The following is a 17997-nucleotide window of genomic DNA, read 5'->3' on the forward strand; positions in this document are numbered from 1 at the left end:
TAGCGGATTGTATCAGACAGTCGGCTTGCGACAGACCGTTACAATTCTGATGGTGCGACGGCCTTCCATTCTGCGCAATCATCCCAAGGTGATGGGTATCGACCCGAACCAAAGGAGGATTTCATGCCGACATTTGTAAAAACCGCAAGCATTCTCGCCGCTTCCCTGCTCACCGCCGGCGGCGCTCTGGCCGACAGCCGCCATCACGGAGGCAATACCGGCGGGGCACATATGGGGGATGAAAAGCCTCAGATGGAGGGCAACCGCCACGAGATGATGATGAAACACATGATGCATAAGATGATGCAGATGCACGGCGGCGGCGCCGGACGGAACGTCATGTCCCGGATGGACCGCGACATGATGCGGACAATGATGGGGGCGGACATGATGGATGGCATGCCTGGCAAAAAGATGCAGGCGGGCCTGAAAGACTATGACGCCGACGGTGATGGCACCCTGTCCCTTGACGAATTTTCGGTCTGGCACGCCGAAATGCTGCGCGAGACGATGGTAGACCGTTTCCAGCATCTGGATGCGGACGGGGATGGCGCCATCACCTCTGATGAAATGAGCGCCATCGCCAATCGGATGAAACGGATGCACGGGAAAGGCATGCACGGGACAGGCATGGGCGGGCATCAGATGATGCAGGGCATGTCGGAACAAGAGTAATCCTGCATCGGCCCCTTTACCTTGGGTCCGGTCACATCGGCCGGGCCACTCCCCTGTCGTTCGGGAACCGTTCGATGCGCCCTCTGCACAACCGCCGTCTGAGTGACAAGCCCGACGAAAAGACAAGACATGACCAAGCATCGCGAACAGCGAAGGCAGCGCAGCCTCGGAACCGTTGCCGCGACCTTGGGTCTATTGGCCCTGTTAGTGACTTTGTTCGTGACCTGGAGTGCGGGATGGTGGTCAGCAGAGCTCAATCAGGACAGGGTCGCGCATTTGGTTGCCTCTGCCGGAGCCTGGGGACCGCTTGCTGTGATCGGCCTGATGACGGCAGCCGTAGTGGCCAGCCCGCTGCCGAGTGCGCCGATTGCTCTCGCTGCCGGGGCCGCCTACGGGCACTACCTTGGGGCGGTCTACGTCGCGTTCGGCTCTGAAATGGGCGCAATCTTGGCGTTCCTTGTGGCGCGCGGCGGCGGGCGCGATAGGGTTGAGCGTCTGCTCGGTGGTAAGACTGGTCGTGGCCTGTTACGCTCCCAGAACGCACTGACTCTGACTGTCTTTGTGAGCCGCTTGCTGCCCTTCGTGTCCTTTGACGTGATGAGTTATGCCGCTGGGCTGAGCCGCCTGCACTTTTGGCGCTTTGCACTGGCCACCCTGGCCGGGATCCTGCCAACAAGCTTCATACTGGCGCATTTCGGAAGCGCTGCGATGGCGGGAGATTTTGGCACGGCGGAGTGGCTTTTCCTTGCCCTTGGCCTACTGACGGCTGCGCCTTTGGTGCTGCTGGCCCTGCGTGGCGGCAAGTCCACAAAACGACAGCCAAACAGACGACCACAAAAGGAGGGAAACACCGGATGAGGTCCGAATATCGGGAAAACACCATCTCGCTGCTGGACGCTGTCGCCATGGGCACCGGTGTCATGATCGGGGCCGGAATTCTCGCACTGACGGGCCAAATCGCGGAACTTGCTGGCCCGCTCTTTCCCTTCGCCTTTGTCGCCGGGGCCGTCATTACCGGCTTCAGTGCCTATACCTACGTCAAGATGTCTAACGCCTACCCCTCGGCGGGGGGTATCGGCATGATCCTTCAAAAGGCCTATGGGCCAACCACGGTCGCTGCTGGAGCCGCCCTGCTCATGGCGCTGTCGATGGTCATCAACGAAAGCCTCGTGGCGCGGACCTTTGCCAACTACCTCCTGCGCGGTCTCGACATACCTCGTGACAATTGGCTGGTCCCCGCGATCGGCGTTACGGTGATCCTCTTCGCCTGGCTCGTCAATGTGTCGGGAAATCGCTCGGTCGGCTGGCTCTCGATCCTGATGGCTGCGCTCAAGGTCGGGGGGATCCTTTTGTTCGGCATCACCGCACTCTGGGTTGGCGGTGTCACCTTTGAGGCTACAGGCAGTGGAGCCGAGACCGCTGGCACCACCAGCGCCACCGGGTTAATCGCTGCGATGGCGCTGGCCATTCTTGCCTTCAAGGGCTTCACCACCATAACCAACAGCGGCGCCGAAATCACCGACCCGCACCGTAACGTCGGACGCGCCATCGTGATTTCTATTGCGGCCTGCACGATCTTGTATCTGCTGGTGGCCTTGGCCGTCGGCAGCAGCCTGCCACTTGAGCGGATCGTGGCCGCAAAGGACTATGCTCTGGCGGAAGCCGCTGAGCCCGCGCTGGGACGCACAGGCTTTTATCTCACCGTGGCGCTGGCGCTGATTGCCACCGCCTCGGGCCTGATTGCCAGTGTCTTTGCAGTGTCGCGGATGCTGGCAATGCTGACCGAAATGGAACTGATTCCGCACAGCCATTTTGGCATGCCAGGTGTCGTGCGCGATCACACGCTGGTCTACACGGTGGTAGTGGCGTCACTGCTCACTGTCTTTTTCGACCTGAGCCGCATCGCATCGCTCGGCGTGTTCTTCTATTTGGTGATGGATATACTCACCCACTGGGGGGTGTTCCGAAACCTTCGTGACGAGGTCGGCGCCCAAGGCTGGATCCTACTGACGGCAATCGGGCTGGACGCTGTCGTGCTCGCGGCCTTAGCAGCGATGAAGTGGCAGTCTGATCCGTCGATCGTGCTGATTGCCGCCGCCGGTATGGTAATTGTTTTTCTGTTCGAGGGTCTGTTTCTGCGGCTGCGCCCGCCATAGCAACGGCCCCATCAACATGGCAGGTGACCTGCCGATCGCCAGAGGTATATTGGGTTAGAACGAGACAAAGATGGCCATGCCCAAAGGCCCTGAGGTCAAGCCTTCCATACTCGGTCTGCTTGGGCGCTTCGGTTACCTCAACCGCATGCCTAGCTCCAGCCCAATTACGACCTTCCAGCAGGGCGCAGCGCAGGCTCTGCTGCAGGCGCGAGAGGTTTCCCAAGAGCGGACCTTCGGGTCCGCTCAGCAGACCAGGGCGATGCTACGATCTGTGCAGAGGTCAGCGAAGCGTAGATAGTGAGCTTTGTAAAGCCGAGGCTCCTCGAGGAGGAAACAGGCATGACTGGCCCTAGAGCGGGCATTTGACAGGATGGCCAAACTTAATGCGCACCTCCCCAAAGCAGCCTTTCATGGCACCGCGCCACATGGTCCTAGGCGGAGGCGACTTCCTCAGTGCGCGCACTGTCGTTTGCAGTCAAATTTCGGCTGTCGTTCCTCCTCGAACGGATCAGTTCAACGAAAGTCAGTGCGGCCTTAAAAGCGCGAGGCAGAGATCCTTTTGCCTCGGAGGCAAGATACGGCGCAATCCGTATTGCGTCATATTCCAAGAAGAACACGGGATGCGCGGATAAGCACTCTTGGGTCGAGATCGGTACGCGCCACGGGAGGAGGCGGGGTTACACGACCTGTCAAACTCGCGACCGCAGTTCGTGCAGAGCGAACTGAGTATTCCACCGTGAACACACAGTCCCGAGGGAGTTCGCAATACTGTCCTATTACGGCGAAGTTGCGAGCCCCATGCGGGCGCACATCCGGGCGGTCCCCCGCTTGACGCGGCATGAACTGGCTTGTGATGTAGGGCATCCGGCAGGGAACGATTTTCGCACTCTCGAACCATTTCCGCTGATCACCCGCCAAGCGCAGATGCCCGCAAAGCTCTTCGATGATTTCCAGCCCGGTCGCTTCCCACATCGGCTTCTTCACGAAATCTCCTTTGCGGTCACCTCGTAATCCATAACCCCAGAAGGTATAGGTGCCGTGTTTTTGCCCCCTGAAATGTGGCTGATGGAACAGCACAATAGACAGCGTCCAACCGGAATCGGCGAAGGTAATCAAGCCACCGGTTCCGGTGCGGTTGTTAGTAAAGTCCTCCATGAATTCAAAAAAACCAGGGTCATCGAGGGTGATCGTGAACGAATTCCAGCTAGTTTTGCCAATGTCACTACAGAAAACCTCGGGCCTGCCCAAACCGTCGTATCGGGACGCCAATGTCTTCCACAGGCTCCAGCCGCCCTCGGCCGTCTTGCCCAGTGCGGGCGGGCTTTCCCTGCTCCCAAGAGACGCCCCATCGGTCATCGAGCCGAGCGTAAGGTACACGTGATCCTGCGGACCGATCTTCACCTGTTCTCCCCTACCAAGGAGGAGCGCGGTCACGCAGCGATCCTGCCGCGTTCCTTCGATCAGCACATCGGTGACCTGTTTGCTGGTTTCGAACCGGACGCCGCGAGCCTGCAGCCACGCCAGGATCGGAACAATGATAGAATCATACTGGTTATATCGGGTACGCAATACGCCGGAAACGCGTGTGAACCCGGGGAACAGATGAATGAAACGGCGCAGGTATCGCTGCATTTCGATCAGCGAGTGCCAGGGTTGAAATGAAAACATCGTGGCCCACATCAGCCAGAAATTACTGCCGAAGAATGCAGGCTGGAACCAGTCGTCGATCCGCTTCGCCCCCAGCCCACCCTCCGCGTGTAGCAGCAGGCGGTTAAGATCGACGATATCCTGCGCGCCAAGCGTGAGATCATAGCGGTCCCCCGCCGGTTTTCCGTTGCGGACAAGACGGCAATTGGACGATCCCGGCACCATGCGATTGAAGGCAAAGATATCTTCCCGTGCCGAGATCGACGGATCGTTCGGCAATGGAATGCTGTTGAGCAGATCAAAGGTGCATGCAAAGTGTTCCTCGAACATGCGACCGCCTCGTACCAGATAGCCGGTCTCGGCGTCTCCGGAACCGTCCAGCGACCCACCACAGACATTCAGTTGCTCATAGATCTGAATTTCCTCGCCCCGGACACCCGCATCCCGGCACAGAAACACAGCTGCCGACAGTCCGGCGATACCGCCTCCGACGATATGGTGGCGAACATTCACAGTATCTTCCAGCATGATCTCGTTCCCCTATGACCGCATTGACCTCAGTCTCTCAGGGGTGTCGCCGAAAGGCGTTGATCCTGGTCAAGACCGGGCGGCAGAGAAATACGAGGGCACTGGAGAGAGCAAGAGATGAGCCTTGAATCACCAAACCTACCCACCAGCCCAGCGCGTTGTCCCGCCTATAACCAGGGGGTCGCCGCCCAGCGATCCGCGAAACTATGTGCTGCAATCCGAACCACCCCTTTGGGCCAAGAGTGGTTGCTTTACCGCTGTGCAATCGCCGGTCAGGATTGTCACGATAGCACTCGGATAAAGGAACACCCGCTATGAAGATCGGCTTTGTTGGCCTCGGCAATGTAGGAGGCAAGCTCGCGGGCAGCCTGCTGCGCAACGGTTTCGATGTCACGGTACATGACCTCAACCCCGACCTTGTGGCCGAATTCGTCGCGCGCGGTGCCAAGCCCACCAGTGGCCCTCTGGCGCTGATGCAGGACTGTGACGCTGTCATCACCTGCCTGCCCTCCCCGGCCGCCTCTGCGGCAGTCGTCGAGGAAATGCTGCCAGCCGTCGACAGTTCCAAGATCTGGATGGAAATGTCGACCACCGATGCAGGCGAGGTGAAACGACTGGCGGCTCTGGTCGCCGAGCGCGGCGGCGCCACCATGGAATGCCCGGTCTCCGGCGGTTGTCACCGGGCTGACACCGGCAATATCTCGATCTTCGCCGGCTGCGACCGGGACACCTTTGAACGGATGTTGCCAACGCTGACCACCGTGGGCCGACGGGTCCTGCACACCGGCGATATCGGCAGTGCCTCGATCCTCAAGGTGATGACCAACTACCTTGCGACGGCCAATCTGCTGACCTGCTGCGAGGCGCTGGTAACGATGAAAGCCGCCGGTATGGACATGAACACCACCTACGAGGCGATGAAGATCTCCTCCGGCACCTCCTTCGTGCATGAGACCGAAAGCCAGGTCATTCTGAACGGATCGCGCGACATTTCCTTCACAATGGATCTGGTGAAGAAGGACATCGGTCTGTTCCAGAGCATCGCGGAGGCCCATGACGTTCCACTGGAGATCAGCCCCCTGATGGTTGGAATTCTGAACGACGGGATCGCGCGGTTCGGTGAACGGGAACTCTCACCCAACATCATCCGCAGGCTGGAAGAGGCCACCGGCTTGTCGATCACCGCGCCCGGCTTCCCCGCCGAGATGACCGATGACGAGCCGGAAGAACCGGGGTACGAGGTCATTCCCACCGGCCTTTCGGCGCCGCTGGCGAAGCTATTGGACCAGTAAGGCCGGACCTTAAGAAAAACGGGGCGCGATATCCTTTCGCGTCCCGTGTCTTTGGTGTCATTGACGCGCTGCTCAGGCAGAAAAGGGCGGCCTGACCTTCACTTCCAGAAAGTCCTCAAGTCCAAACCGCCCGCCCTCGCGGCCATTGCCCGATTGTTTGAACCCGCCAAACGGCGAACCGTAATCCGTGGCCCGCCCGTTGATGTGAATACCGCCTGCACGAAGGGCCCGCGCCATCCGCAGGGCCCGCGCCTCGTCCCCGGTGGAAATATAGGCGTCCAGCCCATAATCGGTATCATTGGCCAGCGCGATGGCCTCTGCTTCGGTGTCAAAGGGCGTCATCACCAGAACCGGGCCAAAGATCTCCTCGCGCCAGAGTGTCATCTCCGGGGTGACATCGAAAAAGATCGTTGGCCGGGCGAACCAGCCCTGTGCCAGTTCCGCAGGCAGATCTTCGGGGCGTCCTAGCCCGCCAATCAGCAAGGGTGTGCCTTCGTCCATGCCGATCTGGATCATCCGTTGCACGCGGTCATATTGCAGTTGATCAAACAGCGGGCCGATGTGATCGCCTTCTTGATGCGGATCGCCGACCGCCTGGGCCGCGGCGGCGCTGCGGGCGATGTCGAGGGCGCGATCATAGACGCTGCGTTCAACCAGCATCCGGGTGGGAGCATTGCAGGACTGACCGGTGTTGTCGAAACACTCCCGCACACCTTCGGTCACGCGCGCCTCCAGATCGGCATCGGCGAAGATCACATTGGGAGATTTGCCGCCCAGTTCCAGTGCCACCCGCTTGATCGTCTCCGCCGCATCACGCGAAACCGCACTGCCTGCGCGGGTGGAGCCGGTAAAGGACATCATCGCCACGTCCTTGTGCCGGGACAGGGCAGCGCCAACCGACGGGCCGTCACCGAACACGAGGTTGAATACCCCAGGCGGGAAGCCTGCCTCGTGGATCATCTCAGCAAAGAGTTGCGCCGATAGAGGCGTATGCTCCGAGGGTTTCAGAACGCAGGTACAGCCCGCCGCCAGCGCCGGGATGACCTTTAGCGCGATCTGGTTGATCGGCCAGTTCCACGGCGTGATCAATCCACAAACGCCAATCGGTTCGTGGCTGACGATATCACCGTTGGTCAGGGCTTCTTCTTCCTGATGCGCCTCAAGCGTGGCGAGGAACGCCTCAAGATGGCCAAACCCCGAAGCGGCCTGCACCTCGCGCGACATGGTGATCGGCGCACCCATTTCAGTAGTGATCGCCTGTGCAAGGTCTTCCATGCGGGCCTGCATCACCTCTGCCAGTCGGTGCAAAAGGGCCAACCGCGTATCCTTCGTCGTCATGGAATAACTGACAAAGGCGGCCTGCGCCGCCGCTACCGCGCGATCCACGTCCTGCGCATTGCCAAGAGTCACCTGCCCCACCTGCGCGCCCGTCGACGGGGTCAGGATGGGCATGGTCTGGCTGCTGTCAGGCGCCTGCCAGTCGCCGCCGATATAGAATTCGTTCAGAACAATCATGGTCTCTCTGCCTTTCAGGGTGTCACATGTGCGGTGTCGAGTGTCAGGTGAAGTTCGCGCCCCTCGTAGGGCAACGCAGCGATTGCGGCATCGTCAAGCTCCAGCCCCAGTCCGGGCGCCCGCGAAGGGAGGACATAGCCATCCTCCCATTCGATACCGCCCTTTACGCAGGACATGTAGGGGCCATCGAAACGGCCAATGCTTTCCAGGATCAGGAAATTGGGCGAAGCCGCCGCGATCTGAATATTGGCCGCCGCCACGATCGGTCCGCAATAAAGATGGGGTGCGATCTGCGCCTGTTTGACCTCAGCCATTGCGGCGATTTTCTTGGCTTCAAGCAGCCCCCCGACACGACCAAGGTTCATCTGCAGGATCGAGGCCGCACCTGTCTCAAGTACCCGGGCGAACTCATACTTGGTGCAAAGACGCTCCCCCGCGGCGACGGGGATGGAGGTAAACCGGGCGACCTCGGCCATGGCCTCCGGACTTTCGGGGGGCACCGGTTCCTCGAACCACAAGGGATCAAAGGGTTCCAGCGCCTGCGCCATCCGCCGCGCGCCGGAAACGGTGAATTGCCCATGCGTCCCAAAGAGAAGATCGACACGGTCCCCCACCGCCGCGCGGATTTCGCGGCAAAAGGCGACCGAGCGGCTGATGTCCTCAAGCCGAGGCTGGTGGCCGTCAAAGATGGTGTAAGGTCCAGCCGGATCGAATTTCAACGCCGTGAAGCCCTGATCTGCCATCTGCACCGCGATCTCGGCCGCGATGCCCGGGTCATTGTAGGCATTGGGCTGATCCGGGTCAGGATAGACGTCGCCGCCGGTGGGGTAGATGTAGGAATAGCTGCGCAGGCGGTCATGCACGCGCCCGCCCAGAAGGTCCGCAACCGGCTTATCCGCGGCCTTGCCGAGAATATCCCAGCAGGCCATTTCCAACCCCGAGAACACGCCCATGACGCTCACGTCCGGGCGCTGGGTGAAGCCCGCGCCATAGGCCCTGCGGAACAACAGCTCGATCTGCTGTGGATCAGCGCCTTCGAACTGGCGCTCGAACATGTCACGCGCCATGGCGCAGCATACATCCGGCCCGAAGGTGGCGTTGTAGATTTCACCGACACCGGTGATGCCGCAGGCCGTCGTCAGGCGGATGAAAACGAAATAGCGCCCGCCGTGGCGGGGCGGCGGGTTGCCGAAGACAAAGGTTTCAAGCGTCTCAAGGCGCATATGCTGCTCCGTATTGATTGGGGGCGATCAACTGCTGTCTTGCAGGATCAGATCTGCTGCGCGCGCGGCGAGCATCATTGTGGGCGCGTTGGTGTTGCCCGAGGTGATATTGGGAAAAGCCGAGGCATCGACCACACGCAGCCCGGCCAGGCCATGCACGCGCAGCCGCCCGTCGACGACTGAGTCCTGTGGCCCCTCACCCATGCGGCAGGTGCAGGTCGGGTGGTAGACCGTTGAGGCCCGCGCCCGAAAGGCCTCCAGCAGAGCCTCATCCTCCATATCGGCAAAGCCCTTGGTCTTGCAGCCGGATGTCACCGCCCTGAGCGCAGGCGTTTCTGCCAACCGCTGCAACACCCGGCTGGCACGTACAGCCATCCCGCGATCCTCGGGCGTGGCCAGTGAATTCGCCTCGATCAGCGGCCTTTCGCGCGGATCGGCAGAGCGGATCCGGATGCGGCCGCGACTGGTCGGGCGACAGGGTTGCGCCGAGAGCAAGTAGCCTTGCTGCCGGTCCATCACCACCTTGCCTTTCGGGGTGATTTCGTAGGACGCCGGATTGCAGAACAGTTGCAGGTTCGGGGCCTGGGCATCCGCACCAGAGCGCACAAAGCCTCCGATCTGGTTCACCGGTACAGACAACGGGCCACGCCCCGTCAGGGCATATGCCGCCCCTGCCCGTAGTCGCCCGGACAGGGTGCCGAGAACCGCGTTGAGTGTCTGCTCCCGCGCATGAAACTGCCACGAAATAGCAAGATGATCCTGAAGCCCTTCACCGACCTCCGGCAGGTTGTGGCGCACCTCAATCCCATGCTCCCGCAGCAAGTTGGCGGGGCCGATACCCGACAGCTGCAACAGCTGGGGGGAATTAATGGCGCCTGCACTGAGGATCACTTCACCAGCGCGAGCAGTGCATAGCTGGCCACCGCGGGTATATTGCAGACCGACGACGCGGGCGCCTTCCAGGTCAAGCCCTTGCACCTCGGCGCGGGTCAGCAGCGTCAGGTTCGGGCGGCGCAGGGCTGGCCGTAGAAAGGCATCGGCGGAGGACCAGCGCATCCCGCCGCGAACGGTGCTGCGATAATGGCTAAGCCCTTCTGCGCCCTCTGCGTTCATGTCTTTTGCGGTGCCAAGACCAGCTTCCTGCGCAGCCTGCAGAAAATGATCCGAGAAAGGGTGCATCTGATCGGACAGATCCTGCACCCAGACGGGACCATCGCCCGTGCCATCCGAGTGGGTCTCCAGCGCTTGATAGGTGTCGCGGACCTTCGTCCAGTTCCAGCCCTCGGCCCCCGCGCGCGCCCAGTCGTCAAAGTCATGCGGCAGCCCCCGGACATAGGCCATCGCATTAATCGAACTCGACCCGCCGAGCACCCGTCCCCGCGGCCAGTAGATGGACCGCCCGTTCAATGCCACATCCGGCGCCGCGTGATCGCCCCAGTTCAATGCCGCCATTGCAAATGTAACGGCATAGCCCACCGGCAGCTTGATCCAGAACTTCCGGTCGCTGCCGCCGGCCTCCAGCAGCAACACGCGATGGCGACCGGACCGGGTCAGACGTTCGGCCAGAACGCATCCGGCCGAGCCTGCACCAACGATGATAAAGTCGTAATCCTGCTCTAATGGGGCTTCGGTCATTGGCGTAGGTCCGGCTGCTGGAAACGTGTCTCCAGATGCGCGCGGGCGCCCCCGAACTGCAAACAATGTCTATGACCGCTTTGACCCAAATCAGGTTGTGGCAGGAGGGCTTGCCACCCATTTGGCGGCACCCCATGATGGGCCGGTTAAAGAACGGAGCTCCCATGCGCAGGCTGCCTCATGTCAATTGGCTGCGATCCTTCGAGGCAGCGGCACGTCACAGTTCCTTCAGCGCGGCCGCGGAGGAGCTGCACCTGACGCCTGCCGCCGTCAGCCAACAGATCCGCCAGCTGGAGCATCATCTTGGCATTCAGCTGTTCAAGCGCCTGCCAAAAGGCGTGCAACTGACGGATATCGGGCTGGCCTATGCGATCCCGGTCCGCAAATCCTTTGTCGAAATGCAGGCGGCCACCGATGGGCTGTTTCGGGTGCAAAGCAAATCGGTCGTCCGCGTGCGCTGCTCTATCAGTTTTGCAGCCCTTATCCTGGCACCGCTGCTGCGCGATTTTGCGCTGGAGTTTCCGGAGATCGACGTCGAACTCTCCACCGCAGTCTGGTCAGACCGGATTGATGGCGCCGGGGTCGATCTGGACATCCGCTATGGCGAAGGGGAATGGCCAGAGCAGACGGTCCACCCGCTCCCCGTGGAGGGAGCCACGCTGGTGTGTCACCCGGATTATGCCGCCCATTTTGGCACGGAGCCCGATCAGGAAACCCTAGCCGACGCGGATATTGTTCAGGTCGTGGGATCGGAAACGGATTGGGACCGCCTGTTTCATCACTGCGGCATTGATGCCCCGCGCCCGCCTCACTGGATGAAGGCCGATTCCTCCTTGATCGCCATGCAGATCCTGTCGGCGGGGCACGGCTGCGCGCTCATCTCGCGCAGTTTCGCCCGCCGCGCGCTGGACGAGGGACGCTTGGTAGCGCCTTTTGATCTGGACCTGCCCATGCAGACAAATTTCGTTCTGGTGGAGCGAGACGATCTGCGCAGGCACCGAGACGTGCGCAAGCTGATCGACTGGCTGCTGGTGCAAAGGATTTAAAACGCAGCGGCTTCCCTGCGCACCCATTCGAGGAAAAAACCCGTGTCCTGCGATGGTGCGCTGGCCGTCGTAACGAAATATCCTGTGCCCAGATCCAATGCCCCCTCAGGCCAGGCCTTCAGTGCTCCGTCCCGCTCTGCCTGCCCCGTGATCGACCGCCACCCTAGCATAAGCCCACGCCCGTCGTAGACCGCCTGCGCCGCCTGCACATAGTTGTTGAACACCTGACCTCCACCGCGCGGACGCAGGATGCCGCGAGCCTGAAAATAGTCCTCCCAGCCCGCCCAGTTGCCATTGCTTGGATTGCGCACATGGATCAGCGGCGCCTGGGCAAGCGCGCATCCCTCGGCCAACAGCCGATCTACCAAAGCAGGCGCACCGACTGGGCAAATCGCTTCAGAAAACAGCTTTTCCGTGCGCCCTTCGCGCCAGCCACCACTGCCATAGCGCAAAGCCACATCAATACCGGGCGTCATCACCGGAAGGTCGCTCGCCGGAGCCTGCACGTTTACGGTAATATCCGGATAATCCGCGTAAAACATTGGCAATCTTGGCATCAACCAGTAGGTCGCCATTCCCACGGTGCAGGAGACAGTCACCTGCCGTTCCCCGATGGCATGCAACGCCCGGATATCCTCCAGCGTGGCCGCAATCCGTCCTAACCCTTCACGCACTGCCCGCGACAGCATCTCTCCGGCATCCGTCAGTCGCGCGGGCCGCACCCGCCGGTCAAACAGCGCTACGCCCACATGTTCCTCCAGCGCCTTGACCGCCTGACTGACTGCGGGTTGGGTCACGTTCAGGCGCGCCGCCGCATCCCGCATCGAACCATGCCGCGACAAGGCTTCGAAGGTCACAAGAAGGCGCAGTGGGGGGAGATGACCCATGGAATAACTTAATCCTCAGCTTAAGTTATCTTCACCCGAAACAGGCTGTCGTCAAGGCCTCATCCCGTGAAATGTTGCGTGGCAGAAACCAAATCAACAAACGCGGCTCCTCCATGAACGATCTCAGCTCCTCCCTCGCTATCCCTGCCGTAACCGGTCTTGGCGAAAAAGGCCTCGACATCACGCTGCCCGACGGCAAGACGCACTACTTCAACTACTACTGGCTGCGCGACAATTGCCCCAGTTCCTTCAGCCCGGTCACGCGCGAACGCAGCTTTGACATCTTCCACCTGGACGTAGCCCCGCGCGCCAAAACTGCCGAGGTCGAGGGCGACATGCTTGTGATCGAGTGGCTGGGCGAGGACCACGTCACACGCCTGCCCCTGTCCTGGCTGGAAACCTATGCGGGCGGCAAGACCCGCCACGACCCCGCCGACCTGTCGCGCGTCGCCTGGTTCGGTAACCATTACCCCTCGGTCCCGCGGTTTTCCCAGCCAGAGCTGGTGGCCGATAACGCCACCCGCGCCAAGTGGATCGAGGCGATGCTGGTACACGGTTTCACCATCCTGACCGACATGCCGGACACCGATGCAGGTCTGACCGAAACAGCCGAGCTGATGGGCTGCGTACGCCCGACCTTCTTTGGCACCTATTTTGATGTGAAGACCCACATCAACCCGACCAACACCGCCTATACCGCTGGCGCGCTGGAGCTGCACACCGACACCCCGGCAGAGGAGTTCGCCCCCGGCATCCAGTTCCTGCATTGCCGCGTCAACACGGTTGAAGGCGGTGACAGCCTTTATGCCGATGGCGTTGCGGTGGCCAATGACTTCCGCCAGCGCGACCCGGAGGGTTTCAAGCTGCTGACCGAGGTACCGATCCCGTTTTACTGCGAACATGACACCTATGATGCGCGCTCGCGCCAGTATGTGATCGAGCTGGATCAGCACGGCGAGGTCGAGGGCCTCACCATCAGCCAGCATATGGCCGATATCTTCGACCTCGACCAAAAACTGCTGGACGATTACTACCCAGCCTTCTGCCGCTTTGGTCGGATGCTGCAGGAAGAGAAATACATGATGCGTTTCCTGATGAAGGGCGGCGAATGCATGGTCTTTGACAACCACCGCATCGTGCATGGCCGCGCCGCCTATACGGCAACCAGCGGCGACCGTTATCTGCGCGGCTGCTACGTGGACCGCTCCGAAATGCGCTCCACCTATCGTGCGCTGGTCAGCGAAGGGCGGTTCAAGGCATGACCTACGCAGCAACACTCCCCGATACCGAGACGGTCCTGCGGGAGGATCTGGCAAATGCCTTCCGTATCTGCCACATGCTGGGGTGGTCGGAAAGCGTCGGCAATCACTTCAGCGCAGCGGTCTCAGCCGATGGGCAGCAGTTTCTGCTAAACGCCAAATGGCAGCATTTCGACACCATCGCGCCAGAGGACTTGCTGTTGCTGGACAGCCAGTCCAGGGAAACACCCGCAACGGCGGATGCCTCGGCTTGGTGTGTACACGGCACCCTGCACCGCCGCCTGCCCGAGGCACGGGTCGTGCTACACGCCCATTCGCCCTATGCGACTGCGCTGGCCTGCCTCAAGGACCCAACGATGGTGCCGATCGACAATAACACGGCCCGGTTCTATGGGCGCACGGCCTATGACCTTTCCTTTGGTGGCATTGCTGATGCCACCGAGGAAGGCGAGCGGCTGGCCGATGCCATTGGCGACAAATCGGTACTGGTCATGGGCAACCACGGTGTCACCATTGTCGGCGATACGGTGGCGGAGGCCTTTGAGGATCTCTATTTCTTCGAAAAGGCCGCTCAGACCCTGATCCTGGCCCGCTCGGATGGCAGCCCCCTTGCCGTTTTGTCAGATGCAGTTGCGCAGAACACGGCAGACGGGTGGCGCGCCTATCGCGGCATGGCCCAGAAGCATTTTTCATACCTATGTAGCGTACTCTCGCAGAGGCAACTTTGAGTACTCCCCCGAACCCTGAGGTCACAGAAACAACAGGTTACCGGGAAATAAGGGTTTCCACGGCGATTAGACGGCACAGTTTAAGCGTTGCCTGCATCAAGGGGGCGCTCTGGCACCTTCAATGGCGTCCGCTAGACGCAGATAGCGCCCTTTTGCAAAATCGGCGTTTCAGTAGATTTAATCGGGCCGTTCCGCCGCATTGCCGCATCCCACAGCCGACCTTCGCCGTACAACTGCCTGAACGGGTGGAAACGGATGGCAAAGTGCAGTTGGTCAATAACAAAGGAAAGCCAAACTCTGGCGTTTCAAACCGCGCGTTCGAATGCCTATCTTGTGCGTCCTCCGGACAACGGCCTTTTGATTTGAATGACGTCCTGTTGCCGTGACGGAGGTGCTGTTTGCTAAGCCCGCCAGTACTCAAAGCACCGAATGCGAAACGCGGATCGCCAATAACCAGGACTAAGCACAGCCTAGCTGTTGGCCAGATCCTTAATCATCGAGCCGGTCTCGCGCAGCTCATCCGCGTAGCCCACGCTGGCAATGGTCATCGCAGCGACCTTGTCCCCCAATTTGACAGCGGCATCCGCGGTTTCCACCGCGTTGGTGGCGTCCACCAGACCACCACCGGCGATCGCGCCCAACTGGACCAGCACCTTGGCCGTGTAATTCACGCCATCTTGCAGTTTGCTGTTCTTGCCAAGGGCTGCCAACGCCTTGCTGAGATGAGGCAGTTTGCGGTCCACCGTGTTAAAGTTCTTGGCCAGGTCCGCTGTTTTGTCGAGCAAATCAGTGAGCGATTTCTCGTTTCGCTTAAGGTTCTTCTTGAGGATCTTCTTGTAAGGATGGGTGTCAGATAGGCGTAAGCGGTGTATCCACCCCGGAAATTGACTGGTCGGTAAAATTTTTTGCAGGCAGACAAGTATTGGACCAACGATTTGCTCAATGGCTGACTAGGCGATTCCCCATGCCGCAGACGTCCCACCAAGCGGCTTTATTTGCCCCGGAATGACCGAGTCCTCTCTACGCGAACACGTCCTTTCCCGGCGCCCCTTTAGGCGCATGGCCGCCTAGCATCGCCGGATCTATCGGCCGCCGCTTGAAGATCCGGCAGCCTTCCACATAAGCCGCGCCATGCCTGCAAAGATGTTTTCGATGGAGGCGCGGGACGGCGGCGGTGCCCGCCTCGCGCTCAACTTCAAGCACGTCGGCCGCAGCGGCATCCAGCGCATTTCCTGTGATCTGCCGCCGACCAGTCTTCTGCAGCTTGTGCTGTTTGAGGGAGCGCTCAGCCTGCGCAATCGCTTCGGGTTCCGAATTGCATCGAACGTGTCGCTCGATGGGCTTGAGATGTCCTATGACGCGGCGCAGCGGGAGATCCATGTCGTGCGGCAGGCTGGTCACTCCAGACAAACAGCATGCATGCCGGTTGAAGTTTTTCATTCCGAGATGGCAGTCATGACTGACATCTGCATCTCCCGGGCCGAGGCATCAAAGAATAGGCCCGCTCTGAAACGTTTGCTGGCCGAGTATGCGGCACCGGCTGAGCTTGCATTGCACCAGGGGCAGGATGAGGCCGATCTGGCCATGTACCAGATGCGGGAAGTCGCTTTTCTGCTGTTGGAGCAGGAAGCCTCAGGCCGCGGGTCTGCGCTGGCCCGCATGCTGCGCGGGAAGAAATCTCAGGACCAAGCCCAGGAGGTGGTCAACAGGTTTGTTCTGGAGCTTGCGGCTGAACTCGTCCCGGGTCCTGCCAAAGACTGACCAGTTGGGCGCAGGGTACTACGAATTTCGCCATGAAGACCGTCACGTTTCATTGGAAGACCGTCTGGACACGACTTTGGGCCGGAACCCCGCGCGGGGTTCCAGCTGTGTGAGAATACGTCCCCGTGCAGCTCGGCCGCCAGTTCATCAGCCTGGTGTTCAGTAGCGATTGCAGCGAGCCTGACGCCATCACGCAGCACAGCGAGCCGCTCCCTGTGCTCTCGGGTGAGATGCCCTATGCCGGAAGCTGCCTTCCGGCGTTCGAGAAGAAGATCAACACGGCATCTGATCCGCGCTCTTTCCCGGTCGCTGGGGCTGGTGGAGTGGCGGCGCCTTGCGGTGTTTTCACAAATGTCTGCGCTATCTGCACCAGCGCTGGTATCTGGCAGCTCCCGGCTGCGCAGATCGCGCAGGTGCTGCACAAACCGTTTTTCCAGAGTGTAAGTGGTTTCATCCGGGTTGAAAAACCGGGCTTCGATGAAGGGGATGCGGGACATCAGATTAAGACCTATGGCAAAGTTGGGCTATTGGCCGGGAGCGCTCCGGCCACTCAACAAGGAACTGGCTGTTGGGTTTACAGAAAAACGGGCTTGCGGCTGCTTGATGCGGCCACCTGGGTCCAATCGATCCCTTCGAAAAGGGCGTCGAACTGGACTTTGGTCAAAGTGACAGGCCCGGCTTGCGGTTTCGGCCAGGTGAAACGCTTGCCGGTCAACCGTTTCATGATCAGCACAAGGCCTGAACCATCCCAAACCAGAATCTTCAACCGGTCGGCGCGCCGTGAGCGGAATACGTAAATCGCCCCTGAATAGGGGTCGAGATCGAAAGTGTTAGACACACAGGCTGCAAGCCCGTCCATACCCTTGCGGAAATCAACCGGCTCTGAGGCAAGGTAAATCCGGAAGTTGTTCGCGGGAGAAATCATTGTGCTGACCTCACAGCCCGCAGAACTTCCACCAGATGATCGGCAGGATAGCCAAGGGGTATCTCAGTTGCTGCCGCTCCGATACTGATCCGGCAGGAGGGGCCGGTTGTAGTCTCGCGGTCATTCTCGCGAGGTGGCTCGGCCAGCCGCTGGACCGCCGGAGCAACGACCTCGACAAAAGCCGGGCTCTTCCCGGAAGTGTCGGCCTTCTTAACCCAGAGAACGACCAGAGATTTGTTGGCGCCGATTTCCTCAGCCGTCTCGCGGATTCCGGCTCCAGCTAGAATCTTTTGGACAGCCTTGGCACGGAGCGCGTCAGGCCATTTCCGCCTCCCGGTTGGGGAAACGGGGACCGTGATCCCCCACACCTTCACCTATTCCGGCATCATTCGATCCAGCATTGCCACCTCCTTTCTTCAGGTGGCCCCAGTATCTCAAACCCCTTATTTTGTTGAGAATGGGGTCTTTGCACTGCTTACGATAACGGCATTTGGCTCACTAAATTCCTTCCATCCAAATACTTAACTTGCTGAGCTCTGATCACTCTCATACGGTGCCAAAATTCAATGCGGTCGCGCGCCACTGGTGGTTCTGGTTAAGGCGTGAATTCTCTTCTGCGACCGAGAAAATCACGCTCTCTACGTCTTCCACGGACAAACTACTGAGTCTGCGGACCTTCTCTTCGAGCATTCGTGGATTGCGCTGCGCGAGTATCCTTCC

16 protein-coding genes are annotated in these 17997 nt (G+C 60.3%); 8 read left to right on the forward strand and 8 right to left on the reverse strand.

Annotated features, from left to right (window positions below):
- Window positions 1–123 precede the first annotated feature (123 nt).
- The 3 genes from SM765_RS18710 (at window position 124) to SM765_RS18720 (ending at window position 2831) form a co-directional block, all read left to right on the forward strand.
- Complete coding sequence (locus SM765_RS18710) at window positions 124–675, forward strand: EF-hand domain-containing protein (protein ID WP_274838729.1); 552 nt, start codon at window positions 124–126, stop codon at window positions 673–675.
- Window positions 676–804: 129 nt separating this feature from the next.
- Window positions 805–1533, forward strand: coding sequence for a TVP38/TMEM64 family protein (locus tag SM765_RS18715; protein ID WP_274838730.1), 729 nt, complete (start codon window positions 805–807; stop codon window positions 1531–1533).
- Window positions 1530–2831 (forward strand): APC family permease, encoded by a 1302-nt coding sequence (locus SM765_RS18720; protein WP_274838731.1) that lies wholly within the window; start codon window positions 1530–1532, stop codon window positions 2829–2831. The genes SM765_RS18715 and SM765_RS18720 overlap by 4 nt, the downstream gene beginning before the upstream one ends.
- Before the next feature lie 597 nt (window positions 2832–3428).
- Here the strand turns inward: SM765_RS18720 and SM765_RS18725 are convergent.
- Window positions 3429–5006, reverse strand: coding sequence for an oleate hydratase (locus SM765_RS18725; protein ID WP_274836407.1), 1578 nt, complete (start codon window positions 5004–5006; stop codon window positions 3429–3431).
- 314 nt (window positions 5007–5320) lie between these two features.
- Between SM765_RS18725 and SM765_RS18730 the strand changes: the two genes are divergently transcribed.
- Complete coding sequence (locus tag SM765_RS18730) at window positions 5321–6298, forward strand: NAD(P)-dependent oxidoreductase (protein WP_274836406.1); 978 nt, start codon at window positions 5321–5323, stop codon at window positions 6296–6298.
- A 72-nt stretch (window positions 6299–6370) separates the two neighbouring features.
- On the opposite strand, the gene SM765_RS18735 is transcribed toward SM765_RS18730, so the two are convergent.
- Genes SM765_RS18735 through SM765_RS18745 form a run of 3 tightly spaced genes read right to left on the reverse strand, consistent with a single transcriptional unit; the run spans window position 6371 to window position 10671 of the window.
- Window positions 6371–7813, reverse strand: a complete 1443-nt coding sequence (locus SM765_RS18735; protein WP_274838732.1) for an aldehyde dehydrogenase family protein — start codon at window positions 7811–7813, stop codon at window positions 6371–6373.
- Between the two features lie 14 nt (window positions 7814–7827).
- Window positions 7828–9036, reverse strand: coding sequence for a mandelate racemase/muconate lactonizing enzyme family protein (locus SM765_RS18740; RefSeq protein WP_274838733.1), 1209 nt, complete (start codon window positions 9034–9036; stop codon window positions 7828–7830).
- A 27-nt stretch (window positions 9037–9063) separates the two neighbouring features.
- Window positions 9064–10671, reverse strand: a complete 1608-nt coding sequence (locus tag SM765_RS18745; protein ID WP_274838734.1) for a GMC family oxidoreductase — start codon at window positions 10669–10671, stop codon at window positions 9064–9066.
- A 164-nt stretch (window positions 10672–10835) separates the two neighbouring features.
- On the opposite strand from SM765_RS18745, the gene SM765_RS18750 reads away from it, so the two are divergent.
- The gene (locus tag SM765_RS18750) at window positions 10836–11717 is read left to right on the forward strand and encodes a LysR substrate-binding domain-containing protein (RefSeq protein WP_274838735.1); all 882 of its coding nucleotides are present in this window, start codon (window positions 10836–10838) and stop codon (window positions 11715–11717) included.
- Here the strand turns inward: SM765_RS18750 and SM765_RS18755 are convergent.
- Entirely contained in the window at window positions 11714–12604 is an 891-nt protein-coding gene (locus SM765_RS18755) for a LysR family transcriptional regulator (protein WP_274838736.1), read from the reverse strand. The two genes, SM765_RS18750 and SM765_RS18755, sit on opposite strands and share 4 nt — an antisense overlap.
- Before the next feature lie 113 nt (window positions 12605–12717).
- Between SM765_RS18755 and SM765_RS18760 the strand changes: the two genes are divergently transcribed.
- Window positions 12718–13866 (forward strand): TauD/TfdA family dioxygenase, encoded by a 1149-nt coding sequence (locus tag SM765_RS18760; protein WP_274838737.1) that lies wholly within the window; start codon window positions 12718–12720, stop codon window positions 13864–13866.
- Window positions 13863–14591, forward strand: a complete 729-nt coding sequence (locus tag SM765_RS18765) for a class II aldolase/adducin family protein (protein ID WP_274836399.1) — start codon at window positions 13863–13865, stop codon at window positions 14589–14591. The genes SM765_RS18760 and SM765_RS18765 overlap by 4 nt, the downstream gene beginning before the upstream one ends.
- Window positions 14592–15061: 470 nt before the next feature.
- Here SM765_RS18765 and SM765_RS18770 read toward each other — a convergent pair whose 3' ends face one another.
- Window positions 15062–15376 (reverse strand): hypothetical protein, encoded by a 315-nt coding sequence (locus tag SM765_RS18770; protein ID WP_274835824.1) that lies wholly within the window; start codon window positions 15374–15376, stop codon window positions 15062–15064.
- 346 nt (window positions 15377–15722) lie between these two features.
- Here SM765_RS18770 and SM765_RS18775 point away from each other — a divergent pair, with 346 nt between their 5' ends.
- Window positions 15723–16352, forward strand: coding sequence for a hypothetical protein (locus SM765_RS18775; protein WP_274835825.1), 630 nt, complete (start codon window positions 15723–15725; stop codon window positions 16350–16352).
- Window positions 16353–16926: 574 nt separating this feature from the next.
- On the opposite strand, the gene tnpB is transcribed toward SM765_RS18775, so the two are convergent.
- Both tnpB and SM765_RS18785 read right to left on the reverse strand, forming a co-directional pair.
- Window positions 16927–17277, reverse strand: a complete 351-nt coding sequence (gene tnpB / locus SM765_RS18780) for an IS66 family insertion sequence element accessory protein TnpB (RefSeq protein ID WP_368981693.1) — start codon at window positions 17275–17277, stop codon at window positions 16927–16929.
- Complete coding sequence (locus SM765_RS18785; protein WP_368981694.1) at window positions 17274–17651, reverse strand: transposase; 378 nt, start codon at window positions 17649–17651, stop codon at window positions 17274–17276. The genes tnpB and SM765_RS18785 overlap by 4 nt, the downstream gene beginning before the upstream one ends.
- Window positions 17652–17997 lie beyond the last annotated feature (346 nt).

It is taken from the genome of Pseudophaeobacter sp. 1A09344 (assembly GCF_041008745.1).
Lineage (GTDB): Bacteria > Pseudomonadota > Alphaproteobacteria > Rhodobacterales > Rhodobacteraceae > Phycobacter > Phycobacter gallaeciensis_A.